The sequence below is a fragment of the Novosphingobium sp. genome, assembly GCF_036733805.1.
In the GTDB taxonomy this organism is placed as follows: Bacteria; Pseudomonadota; Alphaproteobacteria; order Sphingomonadales; family Sphingomonadaceae; genus Novosphingobium.
Genome location: NZ_DAIMZT010000008.1, coordinates 26,569 through 52,867, shown reverse-complemented (window position 1 = coordinate 52,867; position 26,299 = coordinate 26,569). Strand labels below are relative to the sequence as shown.

Genomic DNA, 26,299 nt, shown 5'->3' with positions numbered 1-26,299 from the left:
TTTTCTCATTACCGATAATGGTAAAGGTCTGCTTAGCACGGCCCCGGAATAGGTGCCTGGGCCTTGTTTAAGCCGCCCACTCGCCAGCCGGCGCTGATTAACTCAAAATTAGGAACGATCTGCGAGTTTTCGCATGGAAAGCTTCATAGCGCCTGTTGTTTTTGTTGGGGGACCTTGGTTTGCGGGTATTAGCATTGGCATCGCAGAAGGGCGGTTCGGGCAAGACGACCTTGTCGGGACATCTTGCCGTTCAGGCCCAACGCGCCGGCGCCGGTCCGGTCGTGCTTATCGATATCGATCCGCAAGGCTCGCTGGCCGACTGGTGGAACGAGCGCGAGGCGGAGCTGCCGGCGTTTGCGCAAACTACCGTCGCGCGGCTGGCCAGCGATCTGCAGGTGCTGCGCCAACAGGGGTTCAAGCTTGCGGTGATCGATACGCCGCCGGCCATCACGATGGCAATCCAGAGCGTGATTTCGGTGTCTGAACTGATCGTCGTTCCGACCCGTCCCAGCCCTCACGACTTGCGCGCCGTGGGCGCCACGGTCGATTTGTGCGAGCGTTCAGGCAAGCCGCTGCTGTTCGTCGTCAATGCGGCAACGCCTAAGGCCCGCATCACCGCCGAAGCCGCCGTCGCGCTTTCGCAGCATGGCACCGTGGCGCCGGTCACGCTGCATCAGCGCACTGATTTCGCTGCATCGATGATTGATGGGCGCACCGTCATGGAAGTCGATCCCAACGGCCGCTCGTCGCAGGAAGTAGCGGCCTTGTGGAATTACGTCTCTGATCGTCTGGAGCGCAATTTTCGGCGCACCGTATTCTCTGTGCCGACGGCGAGCCAGCCGGTCTTGCAGAGCGCGGCGCGCCCGATCGGCGGCTTCGGCCGCCGCGTCGCCGGTTCTTGAAGGTGGAGCGTCGAATGGGAGAGCAACACGCCTTCGCCTCGCTCACGCCGAGGCTGCTGGCCCGCAAGGGAGGCGCCAAGCCCGCCATGCGCCGGCCGGATGCCTTGAAACTGGCAAGCAGCAATCCCGCTGGTCATGCCGACGACCTGGGCTGGAACGACTGGGGACAGGCGCCTGACAAGGCGCAGCCCGCCGCGCAGATGCCCGACAGTGTGTCCGAGGGCGACATGCCCGAGGTGCTTCGGCAGATCGAGGATCTCGCCTGGCGGATAAATCGCGCGGTCGTGCCGGCCGAACCGGCGGCGGTTGATGGTCGACGGGCGGCCTTCACGCTCCGGCTCGATGCCGAGCGGCATTTCCGCCTGAAAATGGCGGGCGTCGTCCTGAATCGCAGCGCGCAGATCCTCGTGACTGAAGCGCTCGACAAGTATCTGTCCGAAATTCCGGAAGTGGCGCACCTCCAGAGCGCCGCCGGCAAGCCGCGCTGACCGGTCGAAAAGAGATCAAGGGGACAAGTCCGATGAAACGCTTCAACGTCAGAACCGGAGCCGGCCTTGCCGCTTGTTCCGCAATGGCGCTGGCCTTGCTCACGGGATGTGCGGGTCAGGCGGGGCTTGCCAGTGCCGGCAGGCCGGCGGCTTACGGTGAGCAACCTGCGGTCATGGCCGACAGGGTCATCGCCAAGGCGGAAGATCGCGTTGCCAGATCGCCGCGCAATGCCGCGGCTCGCGTGGAGCTTGCGCAGGCTTATCTGGCCGTAGGACGGTTCAGTGCCGCCGCCACCACGTTCGAGGATGCGGTTTCACTGGGCGAATCCAGCCCGCGTCTTGGGCTGAATCAAGCACTGGCTTACATCGGGTCCGGCCGCAATGATGAGGCGCTGAAAGTCCTCGATCGCTGGCGCAATCAAATTGCAGCCAGCGATCTGGGCCTTGCCCTGGCCCTTGCGGGGCAGTCCGATCAGGGCGTGGCAGTCCTGTCCGACGCGCTGCGTGGAGGAGACAACACCGCCAAGATTCGTCAGAACCTGGCCTATGCCTATGCGCTTGACGGGCGCTGGACCGAGGCGCGGGTGATCGCCTCGCAGGATGTGCCCGCCGACCAACTCGATGCGCGCATGAGCGAGTGGGCCAGCCGAGGCCAGTCGGAGCAATACCGGACGCGCATCGCCGGCCTTCTCGGCGTTCCGGTCGGGCCGGATGCCGGGCAGCCTGCGGAGCTGGCGTTGAACGGCGTCGAACATGCGGCTCGCATGGCCGTTATGGATGCCCCCGCGCCGGCGCCCTTACCGGCGGCGGAGCTTCCTCCGGTCAGCGTCGATCAGAAGACCGTGGAAGAAATCCCGCCTCAGGCGGACGCGCTTCCGCCTTCCCTCGCGATGAGCGCTCAGCCAGTCTCGCAGTTGCCAGCGCCGTCATTACCGACCAAGGCGAAAGTCCTTTCGCAGCCGAAGACCCGGTCCTCGCACGTCGCTCACCACACGCCGGTTGCGAGCGCCGCGCCGCGCACGCATCTGGTGCAGCTCGGCTCGTTTCGCACGATGGAGGGCGCCAAGCGTGCCTGGGGCATATTCGTCGCGCGCAATCCGGCTTTGAAGAGCCACACCTTGCGCATCACTGAAGCTGAAGTGCGCGGCGAGCGCTACTTCCGCGTCGCTGCCGAAGGCTTTGACGGCGGCTCCGCCCGGACCTTGTGCGCGGATCTGCGCCAGCACGGCGGCGCCTGCCTTGCTTATGCGGATACCCGCCCGTTGCCCGGCGCTATTCCCGACAAGATTCCCTCCGCGCCGATGTTGGCGCATCGCTGAATTGCACAGTCCCATGTGAACTGGCCTCCGTCCTTAGGGACGGGGGCCTTTTTTTAGCGCACTTTCTTCATGCGCACTGCGACACCGCCTTTGAACAAGGCCAGGACGCGCCCCTGCACCGGCTGCTTGTCGAACGGGGTGTTCCCCGCGCTGGCGGCCATCTTGTCTGAATTGACGATCCACGGCCGCTCCGGATCGATCACTGCGATGTCCGCTTCGGCCCCTACGGCAAGGCGTCCCGCATCCACGCCGAGGAGGCGCGCCGGGTTGGCGGAAAGGAGGTCGAACGCGCGCCCGATGTCGATCACACCGTCACGAACCAGATTGAGCGTCAGGGGCAGCAGCGTCTCGGCGCCGGCCATGCCGGGGGCGGAATCGGCGAAAGGCAGGCGCTTGTCTTCCGGTCCGCGCGGGTCGTGACCGGAGGCGATGACATCGATCGTTCCGTCGGCCACGGCGGCGGTCACCGCTTTACGGTCGTCCTCCGACCGCAGCGGCGGGGAGAGGTGCGCAAAGGTGCGGAAGTTCGCCATCGCAAGATCGGAAAGCATAAAATAAGCAGGTGAAACACCAGCGGTCACTTTCAGCCCGCGATCCTTGGCGTGGCGCACCAGGCCAAGTCCCGCCGCGGTAGTGACGTTGCGGAAGTGGATTGCCGCGCCGGCGAGTTCGGCCAGCGCGAGATCGCGGGCAATCGCCAGCGCTTCCGCCTGGGCAGGAGCGCTGGGCAAGCCGAGGCGGGTCGCTATCTCACCTGCGGTGGCGACGGCCTTGCCCGCCAACCCGGCATCCTCGGCATGCGCGATCACCACCATTCCCAGCATGGCGGTGTATTGCAGCAGTCTCAACATAGTGCCCGAATCGCCGATCCATTGGCGGCCAGTGGCGACGGCGCGCGCGCCGGCGTCGCGCATCATGGCGATTTCCGCCAATGCTTCGCCTTCCAGCTCTCGGGTCGCGGCGGCCAGCGGGTGCACCCAGAAGTCCGGTTTGCCGGACTGCGCGGCAAAACGCACGCGGGCGGGCACGTCAAGCGGCGGGTTCTGGTCCGGCATCAGCGCCGCGCGCGTGATCCCACCGAAGTGGAATGCGGGCTTGTCGATCTGAAACACGCCGATGTCGACAAGGCCAGGCGCAATGAGCCGGCCGGCGGCGTCGTGCACTTCATCACCGGGCAGCGCCGTTACATCAGGGCCGAGCGCGGTGATGAAGCCGTGCTCGCAGCGAATCGCCCCGGCCGCCACACGGCCATCGGGAAGGACCAGTTGTCCGTTGATGATGGTGAGCGGCGCGTGATTGCTCATGACCAGCCCTCCAGCCCGCGCGCTCTTCGCGTCAATACGTCCAGGCAGGCCATGCGCATGGCGACGCCCATTTCCACTTGCGTGGTGATTTGGGAGCGGCCGACAAGGTCGGCGACATTGCTGTCGATCTCTATGCCGCGATTCATCGGGCCGGGGTGCATCACCAGCGCGTCGCGCCTCGCCTTTTCCAACCGTTCCAGCGAAAGACCGTAGAGATGGCGGTATTCGCGGGGGGAGGGGATGAACTGGCCTTCCATTCGTTCCATCTGCAAGCGCAGCATCATCACTACGTCCGCACCTTTGAGCGCGGCGTCGAAATCGTGGAACACCGTCACGTTCATTCGCTCGATATCGGCGGGCATCAGTGCCGGCGGCGCGCAGACACGTACATCGGCCCCCAGCGAGGTGAGGCACAGGATGTTGGAGCGCGCCACGCGGCTGTGCAGGATGTCGCCGCAGATGGTAACGCGAAGGCCGTTGAAGGCACGCTTGGCGTGGCGGATGGTCAGTGCGTCCAGCAGGGCCTGCGTCGGATGCTCGTGCTGCCCGTCCCCGGCGTTAAGCACCGGGCAGTCTACCTTGTCGGCGATAAGCTGCACCGCGCCCGAACTGGCGTGGCGGATGACGATGGCATCGGCGCGCATGGCGTTGAGCGTCATCGCGGTGTCGATCAGCGTTTCGCCCTTCTTTACGCTGGAGGTCGCCACCGCCATGTTGACCACGTCCGCGCCCAGCCGCTTGCCGGCGATCTCAAAGCTGAGCAGCGTGCGGGTGGAGTTTTCGAAGAAGGCGTTGATGATGGTGAGGCCGGAGAGAACCTCCCGATGTTTCTGTGCGTGGCGGTTCAGTTCCACCCATTGCTCCGCCTCGTCCAGGAGGAACCAGATCTCATGCGGGGCGAGCCCCGCAATCCCGACGAGGTTGCGGTGCGGGAAGGCAGCGACGCCTTCCGGATAAGTATATTCTGGCGATGTCATTGAAGATGATGCCTTAGGCGCGGCTGTCCCGCTGCTCAAGCCCATTCGCCGGACTTTCCCCGCTTCCCTTCCTTACCCGCGTGAGTGCGGGTAAGGACATGGCGTGAAAGGCAGGTGAATCCATGAAATTCGCGAGCAAGGTCTGGAGATTGCTGGTCGGCCTTAAGGATGCGCTGGCGTTGCTGTTCCTGGCGCTGTTCTTCGCGCTTGTCTTTGCCGCACTTTCGGCGCGCCCGATCGCGGGCCGCGTGGAGAAGGGCGCGCTTCTGCTCGAGCTGAATGGCGCGGTCGTTGAAGAAAAAAGCAGGGTCGATCCCTTCGACCTGCTGCTTTCGGGCCAGGCGCCTACACGCGAATTTCAGGCCCGCGACATTGAGCGCGCGCTGGACCTGGCCGCGAAGGACAGCCGGGTGAAGGTGGTGGTGCTCGATCTCTCGCGCTTCATGGGCGGACGTTTTGTTCACCTGCGAGAGATCGGCGCCGCAATGGACGGGGTGCGCAAGGCCGGGAAACCGGTGTTGACCTTCGCCAATGCCTATCTTGACGATGGCATACAGCTTGCAGCCCATTCAAGTGAGGCATGGCTGGACCCGATGGGCGAAGCTTTCGTCGCCGGGCCGGGCGGCAACATGAACTATTACAAGGGGTTGATAGACCGCTTCAAAGTCAACGCGCACGTCTATCGGGTGGGCACGTACAAGAGCTTCGTGGAGCCTTACGTACGTTCGGACATGTCGCCAGAAGCGCGCCAGGCTTATCAGGACGTCTATGGCGCCTTGTGGGAGGCGTGGAAGGCCGATGTGAAAAAAGCCCGGCCTCGGGCCCGGATCGACGAACTCGCGTCTGATCCGGTGGGGCTGATGAAGGCGGCGGGCGGTGATTTCGCACAAGGCGCCAAGGCCGCCGGCGTCGTGGACCGGCTTGGCGACAAGACCGAGTTCGAAAAGCGCGTAACAGATCTGGTTGGCGCATCCGATGCCAATGACGATGTGCCTTACGCGCACACGCGACTTGCTGCGTGGCTTACCGCCAATCCCGAACGCCAGCCGGGCAAAGCCATCGCGGTCGTCACGATCGCGGGCGACATAGTCGATGGCGATGCCGGCCCTGGTGAGGCAGGGGGCGAACGCATCGCGAAGGCGCTCGATGACAATATAGGCGGAGGGTTCAAGGCTCTGGTCGTGCGGATCGATTCGCCGGGCGGCTCGGCAACCGCGGCGGAGCGCATCCGGCGCGCGATCCAGCGGTGGGGCGATGCCAAGATCCCCGTCGTGGTGTCGATGGGCAATCTCGCCGCGAGTGGGGGGTACTGGGTCTCTACGCCTGGCCAGCGGGTCTTTGCCGATCCAGCTACGGTGACGGGCTCGATCGGTGTCTTTGCCGTGCTTCCCAGCTTCGAAAGGACCCTGGCCGATTACGGCGTTACCAGCGACGGGGTCCATACCACGGCGCTATCAGGGCAGCCGGATATTTTCGGTGGTTTCACGCCGGAGCTGAATAATCTGCTGCAGTCCTCTGTCGAGAATACTTACGGCAAGTTCGTGAGCCTCGTGGCCAAGGCGCGGGCGCGCACGCCCGAGCAGATCGACGCAGTGGCGCAAGGCCGCGTCTGGCCCGGTGCCGAGGCGCGCGCGCGCGGCCTGGTGGATGAGATGGGCGATCTGCATGCCGCGCTCGCTTATGCGGCCAGACTGGGTGGCCTGGGCAATGACAGGTGGCATGCCGAGTTCCTGGGCGAGAAGCTGGACACTTTCAGCAGTTTGCTTGAAGGACTGCAGACCGACCCGAAGGACAACGCTGCGGCTTATGACTTGGCTGGCCTTGTCGGCGCTCGCCAGCGGGCGCAGGCGGGCAGGGCGCTCATGCAACTCGAAGGCTTGCTGGGCACGCGCGGCGTGCAAGCCTATTGCCTGGAATGTCCGCCGCGGCCCGGCCTGGCCGCAAACCCGAAAGACCTGTCGCTGGTGCAGTCGCTCATGCGGTGGACGGTGCGGAAATAGTGGCCGCTTGGAGGTGCTCTAATCCGGTGGGGGCAGTTCCACCGGGGCGCCGTCCGGCTGATCCCTATCCGGCCCCTGCGGCACTGTTTCCGGAGGCGCGCCGGGGGCAGTAGGTTCGCCGGGCGGGACGGGGACTTCGGCCGGCGTATTGCCGGGATTGTCGCCGGGCTGGGTGGCCATGGGATACCTCTTCGGAACAACGGTTTCACCTTACGTGGGCGCCTTGCCTGCGTCTCGCAAGGGGGCGCTGTTCGTCGCCGGCTTTCGCGGCGCTTGCCCTTTCTCCCGCGACCTTATAAGGGGCCGTCCCTTGAGTTTCAGGCTTCATCCATGCGGGCGTGGCGGAACTGGTAGACGCGCTGGATTTAGGTTCCAGTATCGAAAGATGTGGGGGTTCGAGTCCCTTCGCCCGCACCAGTCCGCCGCCTGAGGGAGGGTGAGCCAAGAAAATCGGCCGAAAAGGCCCCGTGAATTGCACAGGAAGGCATCGAAATGCAGATCGTCGAAACCACCAACGAGGGCCTGAAGCGCGCCTATACGGTGACCATCCCCGCCGTAACCATCACCGCGAAGATCGAGAGCGAGGTCAAAAAGATCGCTCCGCAAGTGCGCATGCCCGGCTTTCGCCCCGGCAAGGTGCCCGCCAACCTCGTGAAGAAAATGCACGGCGCGGCGATTCACCAGGAAGCGCTCAACACCACGATCCGCGAAGCGATGGACAAGCTGGTGGCCGACAATGCCCTTCGTCCCGCGATGAACCCGGACGTATCGCTGGGCGAAGGCTATGAGGAAGGCAAGGATGCTGAGCTGACCGTCAGCCTGGAAGTGCTGCCGGTGATCGAGGCTCCCTCGCTTGAGGGGCTGAAGCTGGAGAAGCTGATCGTTCCCGTGGCTGAAGAGGCCGTGACGGAGGCGGTTGAGCGCATTGTCAGCCAGCAGCAGCGCTTCGAGACCAAGGATGGCGCGGCCGAGGATGGCGACCAGATCATCTGCGATTTCACCGGCAAGCTTGACGGCGTCGAGTTTGAAGGCGGCAAGGCGGAGAAGCAGCCGATAGTGATCGGTTCCGGCCGGCTGATCCCCGGTTTCGAGGAGCAGCTCATCGGCATTAAGGCCGGTGAAGAGCGCGTCATCACGGTGACGTTCCCGGAAGATTACCCGGCCGCGAACCTCAAGGGCAAGGAAGCCACTTTCGACATCGTCGCGCATGAAGTGAAGGCCCCGGCCGAAAGCAAGCTCGACGATGATTTCGCCAAGGAACTGGGGCTGGAAAGCCTGGATCAGCTGCGCGGCCTGCTGAAAGGCCAGCTTGAGCAGGAGACCGCCGGTCTCACCCGCACGGCGATGAAGCGCTCGCTGCTGGACCAGCTTGCCGCCGGGCATGACTTCGCCGTGCCGCCGACGATGGTTGAGGCCGAATTTAGCCAGATCTGGCAGCAGCTCACGCATGAGGCGGGTCAGGAAGAGGATTCTGACGCGGCGCTGAAGGAAATCGAGGCTGAGAAGGACGACTATCGCAAGATCGCAGAGCGCCGCGTGCGTCTGGGCCTGCTTCTGTCCGAAATTGGCCAGAAAAACGGCGTTGAGGTGACCGCGCAGGAGATGTCGATGCTGGTCAGCCAGGCGGCCTCGCAGTACCGCGCGGAGGACCGCCAGCGCTTCATGGAATATGTCCGGCAGGACCCGATGATGGCCGCGCAATTGCGCGCCCCGCTCTATGAGGACAAGGTCGTCGACTTCCTGATCGAGAAGGCCGAAGTCACCGAACGCGAAGTGACGCGTGAGGAGTTGCAGGCCGCGATCGAGGCGGAAGTGGACGGAGAGACTGCCGCCAAGCCCGCCGCGAAGAAGGCCCCGGCCAAGAAGGCCGCCGCGAAGAAGGCGGAAGCGGCCCCGGCAGAGGAACCGGCCGCCGAGGAAAAGCCGAAGAAAGCGGCCGCCAAGAAAGCTCCGGCCAAAAAGGACGAGGCGGAGGCCGCCACTGAAGAAGCACCGGCCAAGAAGCCGGTCGCGAAGAAGGCTCCGGCCAAGAAGGCTGCCAAGGCCGAGGACTGATCTTCACCGGATTGCGTCGAGAGCAGAGGCCCGGAGGCGAATACTTCCGGGCGTCTGCTGTTTGCTGGCCGGCAGTTGTCGCTTTACAGCGGCCTGTCGCTGGCGACCCAGCCGTTGCCGATGTGGTAAAGCGCGATCGAACGTATCGCGAAGCCGCCTTGTTGGATATGCCGTAGGGCGCTGGCCGCATCGAGATGTCGCCCCGCCTGGTGCTCCGCCCAGAACAGGTTGGGACAGATACCGGACAGATAGCGCGAGGTGGTCGGCGCAATACGAAAGCCGAGCTGCGCCGCCACGACCTGATAGGCCCAGGGCGCCACTCGGCGGTTGTCGGCAGGCGCCATCGCCATGACATCGGCATTCCAGAACGGGTCGATATGCACCGTCGCATCGGGGCAGCGGGCGACGGTTCGCGCGATCAGTCTGCCCGTGCCCAGCCAGCTGTTGCGATGCGCCGCAGCGCCGGCATTGCCGACAAGCGCGATACCGCTGGCGGCTAGGCCGAGCGCAAGCAACAACGTTTCCACACGGCGCGGCAGGGCCGATAGCAAGCGCGCGCAAGTAAGCGCCATTGTCCAGGTGAGGGCGCCCATGCCTGCGACCAGGTATATTTCCGTCACGAACGGGCGCGCCAGGTGAATGGCACCCACTACGCCCAAAGCCAGGGCAATGCCCGTTCCGGTCAGGAGGGACAAGGCCAGCGAAGAGGGGATTCTGCGCGTCAGAATCCAGTCGCGCAGCAGCAATACGGCGCCCGCCGCGCTGCCGATCAGGATCAATGGATTGGCTTCCATCGTGCGTAGCGCGGCATATTGCATGGAAAGGCGCGCAGCGGCCAGACCGCCCGGAATCCAGAATACCTGCGTATTGTGACTCCAATAGGGTAGCTGGATCGCCGCTATGCATGCAAAGACCAGGCCCGCCGCCAGTGGCGCCGGGAACAGCGCGCGCAGCCGCATTTTGTCCCTGCTCAGCATTGCCGCGGCGAAAAACGGTGCGATCAGCGCCCCGGAAATCAGGGTGGTCACGATATGGGTGTTGAATGCGACAAGGACGGTCAGCGCATAAACAATCCTTTTCGCGCGCCCGCCCCGTAAGGGGGAAAGCCAGATACCGGCCAGTGCGAGCGAAAGCAGTGCTCCGACGCAAAGCGAGATGAAGTAGGATCGCAGTTCAGTGCCTGAGAGCATGGTCCAGCGATTCGCGGCAAGCAACAACACCAGAAGCGCGGCCGGCGCGCGAAGCCGGGGCTCGTCCCGTATTATCGCCCAGCCACCGGAGATGGCCAGCGCGGCAAATGCGAGATTGACCAGGCGATGCGTCTCGATCGGGCCCAGCCAGGCCGTGGCGCGCATGAGCATATAGAAAAAGGGCGGATGATTGTCAGGCAGCCAGCTGGTTCTCAGCGCCTCTAACCAAGGTCGATCCGGGCGCGAGACGTATTGGGTGTAGAACTCGTCGTACCAAGGGCCGCGCGCCAGTGCCGCCTGCGCAAGGGCGGCCGCCAAGGCAACCAGCGCCGCGATGGCTGCTGCTGCGCGTTGCGTGCCGCGGACGGGTTCGTCGGGGGCGGACATTTCGTCGGGGGCGAACATGGCGGCGGCGTTAGCTTGTGCAGGCAAAGATTCAGTGAAGCACCATCGGCGCAAACCGCGAACACTCGGCTCGTCGGCCATTTTCCACCTGACACAGATCGATTGTTGCAAAAGAGGCAACGATAGAAGTGTTAATACCCTTGAACATCGAAGATGGGCACGCGACATAGGCGGCTCAAATCAGAAGAGGACTCCCATGCTCGACCTGTTCGGCGCTTCGGGCGCAAGTGTTTTTGGAAATCAGGGAAAGTTCACCACCGATCCCGTGACCGGCGCTCTGGTGCCGATGGTCGTCGAGCAGACCAGCCGGGGTGAGCGCAGTTTCGACATTTATTCGCGCCTCTTGCGGGAACGCATCATCTTCGTGACCGGCCCGGTTGAGGACTACATGGCCTCGCTCATCGTTGCCCAGTTGCTGTTCCTCGAATCGGAGAATCCGTCGAAGGATATTTCGATGTACATCAACTCGCCGGGCGGCGTCGTCACCGCGGGCATGGCGATCCACGACACCATGCAGTACATCAAGCCGCGCGTTTCCACCGTATGCATCGGCCAGGCCGCCTCGATGGGCAGCTTCCTGCTCGCTGCCGGTGAGCCCGGCATGCGCATCGCGCTGCCGAACGCGCGGATCATGGTCCACCAGCCCTCGGGCGGGGCGCAGGGCATGGCTTCGGACATCGAGATCCAGGCGCGCGAAATCCTGCGCATGCGCAAGCGTCTCAATGACATGTACGTGAAATACACCGGCAAGTCGCTGGACGAGATCGAGAAGGCGATGGACCGCGATACTTTCCTTGAAGCCGAGGAAGCGCTGGCCTTCGGCCTGGTCGACAAGGTCTTTGAAACGCGTCCCGATGCCGACAAGCAGGCCGAGGGCTGACTTTTTACGCCCCGATCTCTATCTTCAGTCCATGGCAAGCATTTCGGCCTAGGATTGCAAAACCGTCCCCCGCCAGAGTAGACTGAGCGAGTCGCCTCAGCGGGGGGCCAAAGACGGAAAATGACGAAATTGAGCGGATCTGACGCGAAAAGCACCCTTTACTGCAGCTTCTGCGGCAAGTCGCAGCACGAAGTGCGCAAGCTGATCGCGGGCCCCACGGTCTTCATCTGCGACGAGTGTGTCGAGCTTTGCAACGACATCATTCGGGAAGAAACGAAGGCCGGGATCGCGGGCAAGAAAGACGGTGGCGTACCGTCTCCCCGTGACATTTGCGAGACGCTGAACGACTATGTGATCGGGCAGGACCGCGCCAAGCGCGTGTTGTCCGTGGCGGTGCACAACCATTACAAGCGTCTGAAGCACAGCGGCAAGCAAGGCGATGTCGAGCTTTCGAAATCGAACATCCTGCTGGTCGGCCCGACCGGGTCGGGCAAGACTCTGCTCGCGCAGACTCTGGCCAAGACGTTCGATGTGCCTTTCACCATGGCTGATGCCACGACGCTGACCGAGGCGGGCTATGTAGGTGAGGATGTGGAAAACATCATCCTCAAGCTGCTTCAGGCGTCCGACTACAATGTCGAGAAGGCGCAGCACGGCATCGTCTATATCGACGAGATCGACAAGATCAGCCGCAAGGCGGAAAACCCGTCGATCACGCGCGACGTTTCGGGCGAGGGCGTGCAGCAGGCGCTGCTCAAGCTGATGGAAGGCACTACAGCCTCCGTTCCCCCGCAGGGCGGCCGCAAGCATCCGCAGCAGGAATTTCTGCAGGTGGATACAACCAACATCCTGTTCATTTGCGGTGGCGCTTTCGCGGGCCTTGAAAAGATTATCGCGGATCGTTTGCAGAAGCGCTCGATCGGCTTTGGCGCGCACGTTGCCGATCCGGACAAGCGCCGTGTGGGCGAACTCCTGCAAAAGGCGGAGCCGGAGGACCTGCTCAAGTTCGGTCTAATCCCCGAGTTCGTCGGCCGCCTGCCGGTGATCGCCACGTTGGAAGACCTCGATATAGAGGCGCTGGTGAAGATCCTGCGCGAACCCAGGAACGCGTTGGTCAAGCAATATGCTAAGCTGTTCGAACTGGAAGATGTTGAGCTGACTTTCACGGACGAAGCGCTGGAGGCGATTGCGCAGAAGGCGATCGATCGCAAGACCGGCGCGCGCGGCCTGCGCTCGATCGTGGAAGGGCTGTTGCTTGACACGATGTTCGACCTGCCGACTGAGAGCAATATCGCGGAAGTCGTGGTGGACAAGGACGTGGTGGACGGCCGCAAGGAACCCGTCCGCGTACTGAAGGGCGACAAGGCCGAAGCTGCTGCTTGAGATCAAACTGGCGTAATTTTGAAAGGCCGCTCGCCGCGAGGTGGGCGGCCTTTTCTATTCATTTCGCGCGCTGTTGTCGCGTCTACCGATGGAACAACTTGGGTGTCGGTTAAATAGTCTTGGATAATTGATAAAGCGACCAATCACCGGTACGAGAGTTACTTCAGCGGGTAGGGGGGATGATGGCGTCGTTGAATGAACCCATGGGGGCGGATTCGCAGGGCATGGTAGATTGCCCTTTCTGCGCGGAACCAATCAAGGCTTCTGCCAAGAAGTGCCGACATTGTAGTGAGACGGTCGATGTCACCATGCGTAAGGCCGAGGAAGCTATTCGCGCAAGCGAACGGCAAGGAAATGTATATATGAATGCCGCGGTTTCCCATGGCGGATATGCCAGGCCACCCAAGAGCCGTGTTGTGGCAATAATTCTTGCACTGTTATTAGGCGGCCTTGGAGCCCATAAGTTCTACCTAGGGCGAGTGGGCAGCGGTATCCTCTACTTACTTTTCTGCTGGACTTTTATCCCGGCCGTCATCTCTTTCATTGAGGCCATCGTTTATGCAGTGTCGAGCGAAGAAGCCTTTCATTACAAATATGGATGATCGTTAGGGATCACACCTCCCCGGCCTTGCGCCGCTCCATCAGCGCTCCCATGCGAGCCACGCGTTCAGGTGGAAGAACATCGGCGAAATTATAGGTCGTCTCGAATGCAGGAATACCTTCGGGCAGCGCCACCCAAGGCATCTTTTCCGAAACGAAGATCACCGCGTCCGGCCGCACCCATGAGGGATCGTCAAGCGTCCCGACCCGCAGACCCGCGCCGAGCCTGCCCAGCCGGGGATAATAGCTGAGCACCGCCGTCCCGCATTGGCCGCAGCGGCAGATTGCGTGCGGGCCGCCGCTTCCGGCCTTCACCTCGTGTTCGGAGAGCGTGCCTGACACGATCTCGATCCGATCACTTTCATAGAATGCGTTGACCACTGAGGTCGAGCCGGTCTGGTGCTGACACTGCGTGCAATGGCAATTGTTGACGAAGATTGGTTCGCCCCGGACGCGGTAGCGTAACGCGCCGCAGCCGCAGCCGCCCTCGTGAAGTGTATCCGTCATGCTCTATCTCCTGGATTCGCTGGCGTCAGATTACGGCTTCGCTTTCGAGCGGGCAGAAACAGTTTCCGTCGATCTCGATCTGGATGGTCGGGTGACCGATGCCGAAATCGTGATCGAGTTCATGCGCGAGTTCGTGGAGAAAGGCATCCCCCGGCTGTCCGCCCGGCATCACGAGATGAGCGGTCAGCGCTGTCTCGGTCGTGCTCATCGGCCAGATATGGAGATCATGCACTCTGGTCACGCCGGGTAGCCGCTCCAGAAAGGCGCGCACTTTCGCACCGTCGACACTGTGGGGAACCCCCAGCATGCCCAGATGCAGCGAATCGCGCATCAAGCCCCAGCTCGACCATGCGATAGCGCCAGTGATGACCAGCGACATGATTGGATCGATCGGCGCGAAACCGGTCCACACGATCACTAGACCGGCGGCCACGACTCCCACCGAGACGACCGCGTCCGCCATAAGGTGGACGAAGGCGGCGCGCAGGTTCAGGTCTGACTTCGACCCCTTGGCGAAGAGCAGCGCGGACAAAGCATTGACGGCGATGCCGACGCCGGCGACTACGATCATGGTGGTGCCCGCGACCGGCGCGGGTTCGGTGAAACGGCGTATCGTTTCCACCAGGATCGCGCCGACCGCCACCCACAGAAGAGCGGCATTGGCGATCGCGGCCAGGATCGAAGAACTCTTCAGGCCATAGGTAAAGCGCGCTGAGGGCGGCCGTGCCGAAAGCACGCTCGCGCCCCAGGCGAGCAGCAGCGAGAGCACATCGGACAGGTTATGCCCGGCGTCGGCCAACAGCGCCATCGAGCCGCTGACGAAACCAGCCGCCACTTCAGTCACGACGAAGATCAGGTTCAGCGTGACGGCGACAGCGAAAGCCCTGCCCGCCTGGCGTGGAGAAGGTGCGGGATGGTGATGATGACCGTGGGTGTGACGATGGTCATGACGATGATGGTGTGCTCCGCTCATACGCGGTGCAATCGCACGGATACCGTGGCTTCATCAAGCGATGACGTAACATCACATGTTAAGGAGATTGGGCAAAGAAACCGGCTGGGGCAGCCGAACCGTGATATTTTTGCCGCGGCGCACAATTGCACGCTATTCCAGCAACTAACAGAAATATAAGGAAAAACTTTTAATTTAGTTAAGCGTGACATGGATTTGTCATAAAATTTCGTCGCTGCGCACATAAACTAACGCCCCGCGTCAGAACCTTGTCACATTGCGCTGCTTTTAGCAGCCGCAGCAATTCGGCGGCGAGATCGCCGCCCGTTGTGTTCACTGGTTAGACGACCTTTAGGGGGCTTTCATGAAACTGCATTCCGTTCTCAAGGCGGCGGTCAGCACACTGGCTGTCGGCACCGCCGTTGTCACGGTCGCCGGCGGGCTGGCGCCGGCTCCAGTCCATGCGCAAGAGACGACCACGACCATTCGCGGAACGGTGACGAGCGATGGGGCGCCGGTGGCCGGCGCAAGCGTGCAAGTCCTGCATGTCCCGTCCAATACGAGCCAGTCGGTGACGACCAGCGGCGACGGCAGCTTCACGGTCAACGGTTTGCGCGCGGGCGGGCCTTACACGGTCAAGATCAGCGACGAAGGTTACGAGGCGACCAGCGTTACCGATGTCTACACCTCTCTGGGCACTCCCTACACCCTGCCGGTCTCCATCAACAGCACCGGCCAGGCGATCGTCGTCAGCGCGGATAAGGTCAAGGGCGCGGGCCTCACAACCAGCGCGGCGATCACCGTGCTCGATGCCAATGCGATCAGCACGGTTGCATCGGTCAGCCGTGACATTCGCGATCTCGCTCGTCGTTCCCCGCTCGTCGACGTGGACCTGGGGAATAACCGAGCTCTGACTTTCGCGGGTAAGAATCCCCGCTTCAACTTGTACACAATCGACGGCGTGCAGGTGAACGACAGCTACGGTCTCAATGCCGACGGCGCGCCGACCAAGCGTGGTCCCGTGCCGCTTGAGGCGATCGAACAGTTTTCTGCTCTGATTGCGCCCTATGACATTTCTTACGGCCTGTTCCAGGGCGGCGTGGTCAACTCGGTGCTCAAGTCGGGCACTAACAAGTTCCACGGCAACCTGTTCTACACATACACTGACGATGGGCTGACGGGGACGAAGCTCCACATCAACGGGGCCGACCGGAACGTCAAACTGAACTTCAAGAACCGCGACTGGGGTGGCGAGATCGACGGTCCGATCATCAAGGACCGCTTGTTCTTCATGGTCGCCGGCGAACGGGTGACGCAAGGCACGCCGTTCGTGGACGGTCCGGCGGACGGCGGTTATGCCAGCGTGATACCTAACCTGACCTCAGCGATGGTCAATAACATTACCGGCATCTCCAAGAACGTCTACAAGTACGATCCGGGTCCGATCGTCTCCAATGAACCGCAGAAAAGCGAGTTCTTCACTGCCAAGCTCGATGCGGTGATCTCCGACACGCAGCACCTGTCGCTGACCTGGATCAACGCGTACGACGTCACTCCGACAAGCACCGATACCAGCAATAGCACTAGCAGCCCGCAACTTGGCCTGCGTTCGCACTACTACTCCACTGCCGAACGTCTGCATGCCGGCATCGCGCGTTGGAACAGCCAGTGGACTGACAATTTCTCCACCGAAGTTCGCGCGATCTACAAGAACTACAAGCAGCCGGCCGACCCGCTGATGGGCCGCGATATCGGCATGATGACGATCTGTACCGATCCTAACGCCACTACAACTGCCCTCGGCGCCGCCAACAAATCGGCCAACACCGTCTGCACTTCGGGCTCGCCGCGCCTCAATCTCGGCCCCGACCAGTTCCGTCATGCGAACGTGGTCGAAAACGAGATCAAGGGCGGCTACATTGCTGCCAACCTGACCGCCGGCAACCACGATTTGAAGATGACCGCCGAAGGCTATCAGCACTGGGTCTACAATCTGTTCGTACCTCAATCGCTGGGCGTATGGTCCTTCGACACGGTAGACGGCTTCCAGAAGCAGCATGCGACTTCGTTCACATACAACAACGCGACGACCGGCGATCCGAACGACGCGGCGGTCAATTTCCACTACATGAGCTATGCCTTCGGTCTGCAGGACCGCTGGCAAGTGACGTCGAACTTCAACGTCCTGCTGGCCGTGCGCTATGACTTGTGGGGCGGAAGCGACCGGCCGGTGCTGAACAGCGGCTTCCTGGCGCGCCAAGGCTTCGCGAACAACGCAACCTTCGACGGTCTTGGCGTCGTTCAGCCGCGTATGTCGTTCGACTGGAGCGCGACCGACCGGATCCACGTTACCGGCGGCTTCGGCAAATTCGCGGCCGGCAATCCCGACATCTATCTCGGCAACAGCTTCGGCAACACCGGGGTTCTTTCCCGCTCGCTGTCCGTTCTGGAAACCGCGCCCGGCGCTTACACCCTGAACGGTATTGCCGCGACGACTCCGGCACAGATCGCCGTCGCTCAGGCTGCACTGAACAATGTCAACGGTCAGGTGCCGGACTCGGTTAAACAGTTTGTCCAGGGTCAGCCCGCCAGCGCGGCCACGATCAATGCGCTCGACCCGCACTTCAAGATTCCGTCCGAATGGCGCGGAACTCTGTCGGCGGATTACAAGGCAAACCTTGGCCCGCTGGGTGACGGCTGGCAGCTGGGTGCGGACTTTTTCTATACCAAGACCATCGATGGCATCGGCTTCTATGATGCGCGGTCGGTCGTGACCGGCCTGACTACGCCTGATGGCCGTCCTCGCTACACCTCGATCGATGGCACAACGCTGTCGGACATCGTCATGACCAACTTCAACAAGGGGCGGTCGTATGTTTGGGTCGCCCGTTTCGATAAGGCGTGGGATTGGGGCCTGTCAGTTGGCGCCAGCTACACATGGGAGGATGTGAAAGACAACGCCGCCGCCACGTCGTCGCAGGCGACCTCGCTCTACAAATTCACCGTCTTCGCCGATCCCAATCGTTCTGCCTACGGCATCTCGAACGACCAGGTGAAATGGCAAGTGAAGTGGCATGTCGATTACGAGCATGCGTTCTTCGGGGACTACAAGACGAAGTTCTCGCTCTTTGGCACGAGGCAGGCTGGACGGCCCTTCAGCTACACGATGCAGGAGGCGGGGTCAGGAGCGCGCAGCGCCAGCTTCGGCACGGTGCTCAACACCTCGAACTACCTTCTCTACGTGCCTACCGGCATCAATGACCCGAAGGTCAGTTATGACAATGCGACCACGCAGGCGCAGCTTGACAGCTACATCAACAATTCAGCCCTGAAGGACTATCGCGGCCAGATCGCGCCGCGCAACATCGATCGGTCAAGAACGAAGACGCGCCTCGATCTTCACATTGAGCAGGAAATTCCGACCTTCCTCGGGCATTCGCGTATCTCGCTCTTTGCGGACGCCGAAAATTTCCTGAACCTGATTAACAAGAAGTGGGGCATCCAGGCGCAAGTGCCGTTCTCTTACTCGGTGCCGCTCGTGAAGGTGCAGTGCCTCAGCGCTCCGGCCAACACCGGGGCACCGGGTACGCCTTCCACGCCGACCACGGCTTGCGCGCAGTACCGCTATTCGGCGAACTCTTCGACGGGAATCGCCACCCCGAACCAGACTTTGACTGATCCGATCACGAACTCGTTGTACCTGATCCGCATCGGTGCGCGCGTGAAGTTCTGATTAAGCAAAACGCGAAATGAAACGGAGGGAGGAACCGCCGGTTCCTCCTTCTTCTTTTCAAGCCCTATTTATAGACGCAGGCGTCGAAGCCCTCGCGTTTCACGGTGCCGATGCGGGCGGCGATGGTGTTGCCGTAGCGGCGCGTGAAGCCTGCCGGGTTCTTGACGCTGCGGGTCTTGGGGCTGGGCAGGACCGCCGCGATCCGGGCCGCTTCCAGTGGGGTCAGCCTCGCCGCTGATTTGCCGAAATAGCGCTGGGCACCCGCCTCGACGCCGTAAGTGCCGATCCCGGTCTCGGCGACATTCAGATAGACCTCCATGATCCGCCGCTTGTCCCACAGGTTTTCGATCAGGAACGTGAACCAGACCTCAAAGCCCTTGCGCAAGTAACGGGTCCAGCCTTCGCCTTGCCACAGGAACACGTTCTTGGCGGTCTGCTGGCTGATAGTCGATCCGCCTCGCAGGCGCTGGCCATCAGCATTGCGCACCATCGCCTTTTCGATCGCCTGAGTGTCAAAGCCATTGTGGCTGCAGAACTTGCCGTCCTCCGCGGCGACGGCGGCGGCGACCATGTTGCGATCGATCCGGCTAAGCGACTCCCAATCCTTGGTAATGCCGTTGCCGTCCACCAGCATCGTTACCGTGACGGGTGGCGGAACGAAACGATAAAGCAGGGTGAGGCCAACGCTGATCGCGACGAACCAGACGATAAACTTAGCAATGAAGCGGAGCATGCGGTCAGAAACGCCTGGATGGAGACACTGCCGGGCTTCTAGCCGAGCGGGCCCGTCTCTTGCAACTTCGGGCCGCGACGCCTTTGTTTATCCGCTGCAAGCCCGATCGCGTCATTTCAAGGTCAGGAGAAACTCAATAACCTGGCGGCGTTTATCGCGATCTGGGATGCCGGGGAACGGCATCTTAGTGCCAGGTGCGGTTTTTTTCGGAGAAGTCAGCCACTTGTCGAGCGTCTCAGCGTTCCAGGTAATGCCGGACTGCTTCAGCGCCTCGCTATAGGAATAGCCGGGCAGGCTTGCCGCCGGCCGCCCACTCACGCCGTGAAGGCTGGGCCCGAACTTCATCTTGCCGGGTTCGGTGGAATGGTATGCCATGCAAGAAGTGAAAGGCAGCGGATGCGGTGTGGCGGCGTTGGCCGTAGCAGGGTTTTCGCCATGGGCCGCGCCGGTGCTCAGCATCGCCAGGCATCCGGCCAGTTTTGCCGCCACTTTGGGAAACACCCGTTTCATCCGGTTCTCCATCGTCGGGAAGAGGGCGGCGACACCTCGGGGATATCGCCGCCCGATGCCTTCGAACACTTCGATCAGAAGCGATCGTTGTTCATCACCTTGGTCCAGGCGGCGATGAAGTCCTTGACGAACTTCTCCCGGGCATCGCCGGAAGCATAGACTTCGGAGACGGCGCGCAGTTCGGAATTTGATCCGAAGACCAGGTCCACTGGCGTCGCCGTCCACTTGAGCTTGCCGCTCGCACGATCATAGCCTTCGTAAAGCCCATCGGTCTTGGCGGACTTCTGCCATTTCGTGCCCATATCAAGCAGGTTTACGAAAAAGCTGTTGTCCAGCGTGCCGGGCCGGTCAGTGAACACGCCGTTTGCCGATTGCGCCTCATTGGCATTGAGAACCCGCAGGCCCCCGATGAGCACGGTCATTTCCGGCACGGTCAGGTTCAGCGTGTTGGCCTTGTCGACCAGCATTTCAGGCGGAGAAAGGCGGCTCTTCGCGCTGTAGTAATTGCGGAAGCCATCGGCGGTCGGCTCCAGGAACGCGAACGATTCCGGATCAGTCTGCTCCTGGCTTGCGTCCACGCGGCCCGCCTTGAAAGGAAGCGCGATGTCATAGCCGGCCTGCTTGGCTGCCTGCTCGACAGCGGCGGTGCCGCCCAGCACTATCAGGTCGGCCAGGCTGACCTGCTTTCCACCCTTGTTCGCCTTGTTGAACGCAGTCTGGATCGTCGTCAGCTTTGCCAGCACCTTGGTGAGTTCGGCCGGGTCATTGACGGCCCAGTTCTTTTCCGGCGTCAGGCGGATGCGCCCACCGTTCGCGCCGCCGCGCATGTCAGTGCCGCGGAACGTGGAAGCCGCGGCCCAGGCAGTACGGACCAGTTCAGGACCGGTAATACCGGCGGCAAGGATCTTCGCCTTCAGCTGCGCTTCGTCTCCGGCGTCAATCGTCGTGTAATTCGCCGTGGGAAGCGGGTCTTGCCAGCTGAACTTCTGGCTGGGCGCCTCGTTACCGAGGTAGCGCGCGCCCGGTCCCATATCACGATGAGTCAGCTTGAACCATGCGCGAGCGAAAGCGGCAGCGTATTGGTCCGGATGGTCTTTGAAACGCAGGCCGATTTCGCGGAACTTCGGGTCGTCCTTGAGTGCGATGTCGGTCGTGAACATGATCGGCGCATGCCGCTTTTCGGGATCGTGCGCGTCAGGCGCCAGGTTCGCGGCGGCGGGATCGGTGGGGATCCACTGAGTGGCGCCGGCCGGGCTTTTGGTTTTCACCCAGTCGAAGCCATAGAGGTTGTCAAGGTATTGCGTGGTCCAGGCGACCGGATCGACGGACCAGGCACCTTCCAACCCGCTGGAAGTCGTGTCTTCGGCGTTGCCTTTGCCGCACTTGTTTTCCCAGCCCAGGCCCTGCTGCTCTACGCCAGCCGAGGCAGGCGCGACGCCGACGCATTCCTCCGGCTTATGAGCGCCATGGGCCTTGCCAAAGGTGTGACCGCCCGCGATCAGCGCGAAGGTCTCTTCGTCGTCCATGCCCATGTGGCCGAACGCCTGGCGGATATCGGCAGCCGCCCCGATCGGATCGTGATTGCCGCCGGGTCCTTCCGGATTGACGTAGATGAGGCCCATCTGCGTCGCCGCCAAGGGCTTCTGGAGCTTGCCATCGCCGTCGAAGCGGTGTGCTTCGAGCCACTTGGTCTCCGGGCCCCAGAAAACGAGATCGGGCTGCCAGGCATCCACGCGCCCACCGGCGAAGCCCAGGGTCTTGAAGCCCATCTGTTCCAGCGCGACATTACCCGTGAGCACCATCAGGTCACCCCAGGAGAGCTTGCGGCCGTATTTCTGCTTTATCGGCCAGACCAGACGGCGCGCCTTGTCCAGGTTGACGTTGTCGGGCCAGCTGTTGAGTGGCTCGAAACGCTGTTCGCCGCCATCGGCGCCGCCCCGGCCATCGCTCGCGCGATAAGTGCCGGCGCCATGCCAGGCCATGCGGATGAAAAAAGGCCCGTAATTGCCGAAGTCGGCCGGCCACCAGGACTGTGAGGTCGTCAGCAGTTTGGCGATGTCCGCCTTCACCGCATTAAGATCGAGTGTCTTGAACTCCTCAGCGTAATTGTAGTCCGGCCCATAAGGGTTGGATTGCGCTTCATGCTGGCGCAGCGGCGCGAGGTCCAGCGCATTGGGCCACCAGTCCTTGTTGGTCATTGGCTTGGCGGCGCTAACTGCGGACTGCGCCTGCGCGACCGTTGGGAGGATCATCGGCGATGCGGTCGCTGCCAATAAGGCCAGCACCGAGACGGATAGTTTTTGCATGGTTTTCAAACACTCCATTGGAAACGCCAGGATGGAGCGGCAGATAACCAGACCGGTTTTTTCGCTGAAGTTGATCGATCTGTAGACAGTGATCGGAATTTTCAATGGCGATGAACCTGTGCTGAAACACAGGTCGTTTATACTCGTCGCCTCCATATCAAGGTATTGGCCATGCACGCGAAAATCCTCCCAGCCGCGTGAACGGCAAGGAGGATCTTGGGAGTTATCGCGCCGAAAGCAGGATCAGCCTGCCATCGCCAGCCTCTTTTCGCCGGCGATGCGGTTCATGGCCTTCTGCAGCTTCTCGAAGGCGCGCACCTCGATCTGGCGCACGCGTTCGCGGCTGACGTTGTAGACCTGGCTCAATTCCTCAAGCGTCTTGGGATCGTCCGTCAGGCGGCGTTCGGTTAGGATGTCGCGCTCACGCTCGTTAAGCGCGTCCATCGCCTCGACCAGCATGTCGTGGCGCACCAGCGCCTCCTCGGCATCGGCCACGGTTTCGTCCTGCAGCGGACGTTCGTCCGCCAGGATATCCATCCACTGGCCTTCGCCTTCCTCACGCAGGGAGACGTTGAGCGAGGCGTCGCCCCCCATCATCATCCGCCGGTTCATGTTGACGACCTCGGTCTCTGACACCCCGAGGGTTGTGGCGATCTGCGTCACGTCATTGGGGTGCAGATCGGTATCCTCGTAAGCGTCGAGGTTCCTTTTCATGCGGCGCAAGTTGAAGAACAGCTTTTTCTGGGCTGCCGTGGTGCCCATCTTCACCAAGCTCCACGAGCGCAGGATGAACTCTTGAATCGAAGCCTTGATCCACCACATCGCGTAAGTCGCGAGGCGAAAGCCGCGATCGGGATCGAATTTCTTCACACCCTGCATCAAGCCGATGTTGCCTTCGGAGATAAGTTCCGAAACAGGTAGGCCATAGCCGCGATACCCCATCGCGATCTTCGCGACGAGACGCAGGTGGCTGGTCACCAGTTGCGCGGCGGCTGCCGGATCCTCATGTTCCTGGAAGCGCTTGGCGAGCATATATTCCTGCTCTGCCGAGAGCACCGGGAACTTGCGAATTTCCGACAAGTAGCGGTTGAGGCTTTGCTCACCGCCCAATGCGGGCACCGCGGGTAGGTTGCGTTCCTTGTTGCTCACTTCTTCCGTCCTTTCTAGGTCGGCCGACGGTCAAAGACCCTTTCTAGGCGTCTTAGCTTGCGGCCACCTGTTCATGATAGCACATAAATCCGATTTCATTGACGCAGTTCATCGATCAGCGTTCGCATATCGTCGGGCAAGGGACTGACGAAATGGACCATTCCTCCCTTAACGGGATGAATGAAGCCGAGTTCCACGGCATGAAGCGCCTGACGGGAAAATCCGAGCCGCTGCAGGATCGGGCGAATCGTTGAAGGAGTGCGTCCATAGACAGGGTCCCCCAATAGCGCGTGGCCGATTGACGACATGTGAACACGCACCTGGTGGGTTCGCCCGGTTTTCAGCCGACATTCGACGACCGCCGCACCGCGCAGCCGCTCCAGGGTCCTATAATGCGTCACCGCGTGCTTGCCCCTGCCATCTTCCACCAGCGCCATCTTCTTGCGATTGACGGCCGAACGGGCGATCGCCCCGGTCACCGTCCCGGCGAGGGGAACGGGAAGGCCCGCGACCACGGCGTTGTAGGCGCGGGTTATCGAATGATCAGCGAACTGGGTCGCCAAGCCTTCATGCGCGCGGTCGGTCTTGGCAACGACGAGGAGGCCGGACGTGTCCTTGTCGATGCGGTGGACGATGCCGGGGCGCGCCACGCCGCCGATGCCTGAAAGCTGCCCCTGGCAATGGTGAAGCAGCGCATTGACCAGCGTGCCGTCAAGGTTTCCGGCGGCAGGATGAACGACGAGGCCCGCCGGTTTGTCGACAACGATCAGATATTCATCCTCGAACACCACCTTGAGCGGAATATCCTGCGCGACCGCTTCTGCCGGCGCCGGTGCCGGCACGGCAATGACGAAGGCGGTGCCGGGCACAACCTTGAGGGAGGCTTGCGATGCTGGCTTGCCTTCCAGCGTAACCCTGCCTTCGCTCATCAGGGCCTTGACCCGTTCGCGCGAAAGGCCGCTCGCATCGGCCAGCGCCTTGTCCAGCCGTCCGCCCTCGGGACCGACAAGCCCTTCGATGATGTTTTCGTTTCCCCCCATTGCGACTATGGAGATGGGCATGGTTGTCGAGGTGACAAGTGGCGTTCTGGCCGTGCTGCGCGCGGAAGCGGATCGCGCCAAACCGAATGAATGCTGTGGGCTGCTGCTTGGGCAAGGCGGCCGCATCGACACCGCTCTGCCCGCCGCCAACATCGCTGACCAGCCGTACCGGCGTTTCGAGATCGATCCAGCCACGCTGTTGGCGGCGCATCGCGCGGCCCGGCAGGGCGGTCAACAGGTTTTGGGATATTATCACTCCCACCCTGGGGGCCATCCCGTGCCGTCGGCCGCCGATTGTGAACATTCCACCGGCGATTTGCGCATCTGGGCGATCATCGGCGAGGGGCAGGTTGCTTTCTGGCGCGATACCGGGAAAGGTTTTTCCGCATTAACCTGTTGCACGGTGGAAGAAGGCCGTGCCGTCCAAAGCTGATCCCGGATTTTTGACCGGCAAAGAGAATGGAAAGCGTCCGTAAATGACAACGAGCTCGCTCGAACTCGCCAGCCTTTTGTGTTCGCGCCTGTGCCACGATATGCTCAGCCCCGTGGGCGCGCTTTCGAACGGTCTTGAACTCTTGGCGGACGAGAAAGATCCGGAGATGCGCCAGCGCTGTTTCGAGCTGCTTGACCAAAGCGCGCGCATTTCCGCAGACAAGCTCAAGTTCTTCCGCCTCGCTTTCGGCGCGGCGGGCGGGTTCGGAGAACTTGTTCCGGTAAGCGAGGCGCGCGTCCTGGTTGACGGGTTGGTGGCCAACAACGCCCGCATCACGGTGAATTGGTCTCTGGGCGGCGATTCGCTTCCCAAGGCTGCAGTCAAGACGCTGCTCAACTTCGCGTTGGTTGGCATGGAGGCGCTGCCGCGCGGCGGTGTACTGGACATTGCGGCGGAATTTCGTGACGGCTCCAGCGAATTGGTCGTGCGCGCCGCGGGTCAGCGGATCGCTTTCGATCGCGACATCGGGCGCGCGCTCGATGGTTCGCTGCCCACGGGCGAACTGTCCAGCAGAACGGCGCCGGCCGCCATGATTCACCAGCTCGCACAGGAGCAGGGGGGAAGACTGCAATACGCGCTTTCGGACGACGCGCTGGTGTTGGGCGCCGTGCTTCCGGGAGCCTGACGGAAAGGCCGGCAGCATGGTTGGACAAGGGCAAGCGCGATGAACCGTTGGCTGGTCAACCGCGTTGTCCAGTCCCCCAACTGGAATGAACGCAAGCTGCCGATCTCTATGGTTGTGCTGCACTACACCGGCATGAAGACCGCTGACGAGGCGCTCTCCCGCATGTGCGATCCCGCAGTCGAAGTTTCAGCGCATTACATGATTGATGAGGATGGCCTGGTGACCTCTCTGGTGTCCGAGGACAAGCGCGCCTGGCATGCGGGGCGGTCGTATTGGCGCGGCGTAACCGATGTGAACTCAGCCAGCATCGGTATCGAACTGGTCAATCCGGGGCACGAATGGGGCTATCGTCCCTTTCCTGAGCCTCAGATGGATGCGCTGTTGCCGTTATTGGCCGACATCCTGGACCGCCATGACATTCCGCGCGCCAATGTCGTCGGCCATTCCGATATCGCGCCGGCGCGCAAGCAGGATCCGGGCGAATATTTTGACTGGAGCCGGCTGGGTGAACTGGGGCTCGCGCTGGAGATTCCCGCTGCCAGGATGAACCTGTTCTATGATAATCCCAGCGCCTTCTATTTGGCGTTGGAGCGCTTCGGTTACGATATCTCTGATGGGCGCGCTGCAGTGCGTGCATTCCAGCGGCGCTGGCGACCGATGATCGTCGACGGAGAGATTGACGGCGAGATCGGCGGCATTCTCTTCGAACTCCTGTTGGAGCGTGACACCGGACGTGCTAGGTGACCGG

General features: G+C 62.0%; 23 protein-coding genes and 1 tRNA gene. 13 read left to right on the top strand and 11 right to left on the bottom strand.

From position 1 onward, the window contains the following. Positions 1-179: 179 nt before the first annotated feature. Genes V7D69_RS03890 through V7D69_RS03880 form a run of 3 tightly spaced genes read left to right on the top strand, consistent with a single transcriptional unit; the run spans position 180 to position 2,709 of the window. The gene (locus V7D69_RS03890; RefSeq protein WP_324064756.1) at positions 180-902 is read left to right on the top strand and encodes a ParA family protein; all 723 of its coding nucleotides are present in this window, start codon (positions 180-182) and stop codon (positions 900-902) included. Positions 903-916: 14 nt separating this feature from the next. Further along, positions 917-1,390, top strand: a complete 474-nt coding sequence (locus tag V7D69_RS03885) for a hypothetical protein (RefSeq protein ID WP_333605103.1) — start codon at positions 917-919, stop codon at positions 1,388-1,390. 32 nt (positions 1,391-1,422) lie between these two features. Next, the gene (locus tag V7D69_RS03880; RefSeq protein ID WP_333605102.1) at positions 1,423-2,709 is read left to right on the top strand and encodes a tetratricopeptide repeat protein; all 1,287 of its coding nucleotides are present in this window, start codon (positions 1,423-1,425) and stop codon (positions 2,707-2,709) included. A gap of 53 nt (positions 2,710-2,762) precedes the next feature. Here the strand turns inward: V7D69_RS03880 and V7D69_RS03875 are convergent, their stop codons facing one another. Together V7D69_RS03875 and V7D69_RS03870 are read right to left on the bottom strand one after the other, a co-directional pair. Beyond that, entirely contained in the window at positions 2,763-4,013 is a 1,251-nt protein-coding gene (locus V7D69_RS03875) for a dihydroorotase (RefSeq protein WP_324060914.1), read from the bottom strand. Then, the gene (locus tag V7D69_RS03870) at positions 4,010-4,990 is read right to left on the bottom strand and encodes an aspartate carbamoyltransferase catalytic subunit (protein ID WP_324060912.1); all 981 of its coding nucleotides are present in this window, start codon (positions 4,988-4,990) and stop codon (positions 4,010-4,012) included. The genes V7D69_RS03875 and V7D69_RS03870 overlap by 4 nt, the downstream gene beginning before the upstream one ends. A 122-nt stretch (positions 4,991-5,112) precedes the next feature. Between V7D69_RS03870 and sppA the strand changes: the two genes are divergently transcribed. Continuing rightward, a complete protein-coding gene (sppA, locus tag V7D69_RS03865; RefSeq protein ID WP_333605101.1) occupies positions 5,113-6,990 on the top strand; it encodes a signal peptide peptidase SppA in 1,878 nt (625 codons plus the stop codon). 18 nt (positions 6,991-7,008) lie between these two features. Here the strand turns inward: sppA and V7D69_RS03860 are convergent, their stop codons facing one another. After that, on the bottom strand, positions 7,009-7,170 hold the full coding sequence (locus V7D69_RS03860) for a hypothetical protein (RefSeq protein WP_324060910.1): 162 nt from the start codon (positions 7,168-7,170) through the stop codon (positions 7,009-7,011). A gap of 152 nt (positions 7,171-7,322) precedes the next feature. On the opposite strand from V7D69_RS03860, the gene V7D69_RS03855 reads away from it, so the two are divergent. Both V7D69_RS03855 and tig read left to right on the top strand, forming a co-directional pair. Continuing rightward, positions 7,323-7,407 (top strand) — tRNA-Leu (locus V7D69_RS03855). Between the two features lie 75 nt (positions 7,408-7,482). Further along, positions 7,483-9,045, top strand: a complete 1,563-nt coding sequence (tig, locus tag V7D69_RS03850) for a trigger factor (RefSeq protein ID WP_324060909.1) — start codon at positions 7,483-7,485, stop codon at positions 9,043-9,045. Between the two features lie 83 nt (positions 9,046-9,128). On the opposite strand, the gene V7D69_RS03845 is transcribed toward tig, so the two are convergent. Then, entirely contained in the window at positions 9,129-10,640 is a 1,512-nt protein-coding gene (locus V7D69_RS03845; RefSeq protein WP_333605100.1) for a hypothetical protein, read from the bottom strand. A 196-nt stretch (positions 10,641-10,836) separates the two neighbouring features. On the opposite strand from V7D69_RS03845, the gene clpP reads away from it, so the two are divergent. From clpP to V7D69_RS03830, 3 genes are all read left to right on the top strand, one after another. Next, positions 10,837-11,520 carry an ATP-dependent Clp endopeptidase proteolytic subunit ClpP gene (clpP, locus tag V7D69_RS03840; RefSeq protein WP_324060907.1) on the top strand — a complete coding sequence of 228 codons (684 nt, stop codon included), beginning with the start codon at positions 10,837-10,839 and terminating at the stop codon, positions 11,518-11,520. Positions 11,521-11,640: 120 nt separating this feature from the next. Continuing rightward, positions 11,641-12,903: an ATP-dependent Clp protease ATP-binding subunit ClpX gene (clpX, locus tag V7D69_RS03835; RefSeq protein ID WP_324060906.1), complete on the top strand. Its 1,263-nt coding sequence runs from the start codon at positions 11,641-11,643 to the stop codon at positions 12,901-12,903. A gap of 191 nt (positions 12,904-13,094) precedes the next feature. Next, complete coding sequence (locus V7D69_RS03830) at positions 13,095-13,505, top strand: TM2 domain-containing protein (RefSeq protein ID WP_324060905.1); 411 nt, start codon at positions 13,095-13,097, stop codon at positions 13,503-13,505. A 10-nt stretch (positions 13,506-13,515) separates the two neighbouring features. On the opposite strand, the gene V7D69_RS03825 is transcribed toward V7D69_RS03830, so the two are convergent. Together V7D69_RS03825 and V7D69_RS03820 are read right to left on the bottom strand one after the other, a co-directional pair. Continuing rightward, the gene (locus tag V7D69_RS03825) at positions 13,516-14,010 is read right to left on the bottom strand and encodes a GFA family protein (RefSeq protein ID WP_333605099.1); all 495 of its coding nucleotides are present in this window, start codon (positions 14,008-14,010) and stop codon (positions 13,516-13,518) included. A gap of 25 nt (positions 14,011-14,035) precedes the next feature. After that, on the bottom strand, positions 14,036-14,983 hold the full coding sequence (locus tag V7D69_RS03820; protein ID WP_324060902.1) for a cation diffusion facilitator family transporter: 948 nt from the start codon (positions 14,981-14,983) through the stop codon (positions 14,036-14,038). A gap of 343 nt (positions 14,984-15,326) precedes the next feature. Between V7D69_RS03820 and V7D69_RS03815 the strand changes: the two genes are divergently transcribed. After that, the gene (locus tag V7D69_RS03815; RefSeq protein ID WP_333605098.1) at positions 15,327-18,695 is read left to right on the top strand and encodes a TonB-dependent receptor; all 3,369 of its coding nucleotides are present in this window, start codon (positions 15,327-15,329) and stop codon (positions 18,693-18,695) included. 64 nt (positions 18,696-18,759) lie between these two features. On the opposite strand, the gene mtgA is transcribed toward V7D69_RS03815, so the two are convergent. The 5 genes from mtgA to V7D69_RS03790 form a co-directional block, all read right to left on the bottom strand. After that, positions 18,760-19,428: a monofunctional biosynthetic peptidoglycan transglycosylase gene (mtgA, locus tag V7D69_RS03810; protein WP_333605097.1), complete on the bottom strand. Its 669-nt coding sequence runs from the start codon at positions 19,426-19,428 to the stop codon at positions 18,760-18,762. 111 nt (positions 19,429-19,539) lie between these two features. After that, on the bottom strand, positions 19,540-20,007 hold the full coding sequence (locus tag V7D69_RS03805) for a c-type cytochrome (RefSeq protein ID WP_333605096.1): 468 nt from the start codon (positions 20,005-20,007) through the stop codon (positions 19,540-19,542). A 5-nt stretch (positions 20,008-20,012) separates the two neighbouring features. Further along, a complete protein-coding gene (katG, locus tag V7D69_RS03800; protein ID WP_333605095.1) occupies positions 20,013-22,244 on the bottom strand; it encodes a catalase/peroxidase HPI in 2,232 nt (743 codons plus the stop codon). Between the two features lie 243 nt (positions 22,245-22,487). Continuing rightward, positions 22,488-23,393: an RNA polymerase sigma factor RpoH gene (gene rpoH / locus V7D69_RS03795; protein ID WP_333605094.1), complete on the bottom strand. Its 906-nt coding sequence runs from the start codon at positions 23,391-23,393 to the stop codon at positions 22,488-22,490. Between the two features lie 95 nt (positions 23,394-23,488). Then, a complete protein-coding gene (locus V7D69_RS03790) occupies positions 23,489-24,433 on the bottom strand; it encodes an RluA family pseudouridine synthase (protein ID WP_333605093.1) in 945 nt (314 codons plus the stop codon). A 19-nt stretch (positions 24,434-24,452) separates the two neighbouring features. On the opposite strand from V7D69_RS03790, the gene V7D69_RS03785 reads away from it, so the two are divergent. The 3 genes from V7D69_RS03785 to V7D69_RS03775 are packed head-to-tail and all read left to right on the top strand — an operon-like array spanning position 24,453 to position 26,295. Then, positions 24,453-24,866, top strand: coding sequence for a M67 family metallopeptidase (locus V7D69_RS03785; protein ID WP_324064484.1), 414 nt, complete (start codon positions 24,453-24,455; stop codon positions 24,864-24,866). A gap of 43 nt (positions 24,867-24,909) precedes the next feature. Further along, the gene (locus V7D69_RS03780; RefSeq protein ID WP_324064483.1) at positions 24,910-25,551 is read left to right on the top strand and encodes a histidine phosphotransferase family protein; all 642 of its coding nucleotides are present in this window, start codon (positions 24,910-24,912) and stop codon (positions 25,549-25,551) included. 39 nt (positions 25,552-25,590) lie between these two features. Next, complete coding sequence (locus V7D69_RS03775) at positions 25,591-26,295, top strand: N-acetylmuramoyl-L-alanine amidase (protein WP_333605092.1); 705 nt, start codon at positions 25,591-25,593, stop codon at positions 26,293-26,295. The last annotated feature ends 4 nt before the right edge of the window (positions 26,296-26,299 follow it).

What these genes read in the sequence shown, in the direction of transcription:
- V7D69_RS03885 (WP_333605103.1), top strand. Translation starts at nt 917, where the DNA reads ATGGGAGAGCAACACGCCTTCGCCTCGCTCACGCCGAGGCTGCTGGCC.
- V7D69_RS03880 (WP_333605102.1), top strand. Translation starts at nt 1,423, where the DNA reads ATGAAACGCTTCAACGTCAGAACCGGAGCCGGCCTTGCCGCTTGTTCC.
- V7D69_RS03875 (WP_324060914.1), bottom strand. Translation starts at nt 4,013, where the DNA reads ATGAGCAATCACGCGCCGCTCACCATCATCAACGGACAACTGGTCCTT.
- V7D69_RS03870 (WP_324060912.1), bottom strand. Translation starts at nt 4,990, where the DNA reads ATGACATCGCCAGAATATACTTATCCGGAAGGCGTCGCTGCCTTCCCG.
- sppA (WP_333605101.1), top strand. Translation starts at nt 5,113, where the DNA reads ATGAAATTCGCGAGCAAGGTCTGGAGATTGCTGGTCGGCCTTAAGGAT.
- V7D69_RS03860 (WP_324060910.1), bottom strand. Translation starts at nt 7,170, where the DNA reads ATGGCCACCCAGCCCGGCGACAATCCCGGCAATACGCCGGCCGAAGTC.
- tig (WP_324060909.1), top strand. Translation starts at nt 7,483, where the DNA reads ATGCAGATCGTCGAAACCACCAACGAGGGCCTGAAGCGCGCCTATACG.
- V7D69_RS03845 (WP_333605100.1), bottom strand. Translation starts at nt 10,640, where the DNA reads ATGTTCGCCCCCGACGAAATGTCCGCCCCCGACGAACCCGTCCGCGGC.
- clpP (WP_324060907.1), top strand. Translation starts at nt 10,837, where the DNA reads ATGCTCGACCTGTTCGGCGCTTCGGGCGCAAGTGTTTTTGGAAATCAG.
- clpX (WP_324060906.1), top strand. Translation starts at nt 11,641, where the DNA reads ATGACGAAATTGAGCGGATCTGACGCGAAAAGCACCCTTTACTGCAGC.
- V7D69_RS03825 (WP_333605099.1), bottom strand. Translation starts at nt 14,010, where the DNA reads ATGACGGATACACTTCACGAGGGCGGCTGCGGCTGCGGCGCGTTACGC.
- V7D69_RS03820 (WP_324060902.1), bottom strand. Translation starts at nt 14,983, where the DNA reads ATGAGCGGAGCACACCATCATCGTCATGACCATCGTCACACCCACGGT.
- V7D69_RS03815 (WP_333605098.1), top strand. Translation starts at nt 15,327, where the DNA reads ATGAAACTGCATTCCGTTCTCAAGGCGGCGGTCAGCACACTGGCTGTC.
- mtgA (WP_333605097.1), bottom strand. Translation starts at nt 19,428, where the DNA reads ATGCTCCGCTTCATTGCTAAGTTTATCGTCTGGTTCGTCGCGATCAGC.
- katG (WP_333605095.1), bottom strand. Translation starts at nt 22,244, where the DNA reads ATGCAAAAACTATCCGTCTCGGTGCTGGCCTTATTGGCAGCGACCGCA.
- V7D69_RS03790 (WP_333605093.1), bottom strand. Translation starts at nt 24,433, where the DNA reads ATGGGGGGAAACGAAAACATCATCGAAGGGCTTGTCGGTCCCGAGGGC.
- V7D69_RS03785 (WP_324064484.1), top strand. Translation starts at nt 24,453, where the DNA reads ATGGTTGTCGAGGTGACAAGTGGCGTTCTGGCCGTGCTGCGCGCGGAA.
- V7D69_RS03780 (WP_324064483.1), top strand. Translation starts at nt 24,910, where the DNA reads ATGACAACGAGCTCGCTCGAACTCGCCAGCCTTTTGTGTTCGCGCCTG.
- V7D69_RS03775 (WP_333605092.1), top strand. Translation starts at nt 25,591, where the DNA reads ATGAACCGTTGGCTGGTCAACCGCGTTGTCCAGTCCCCCAACTGGAAT.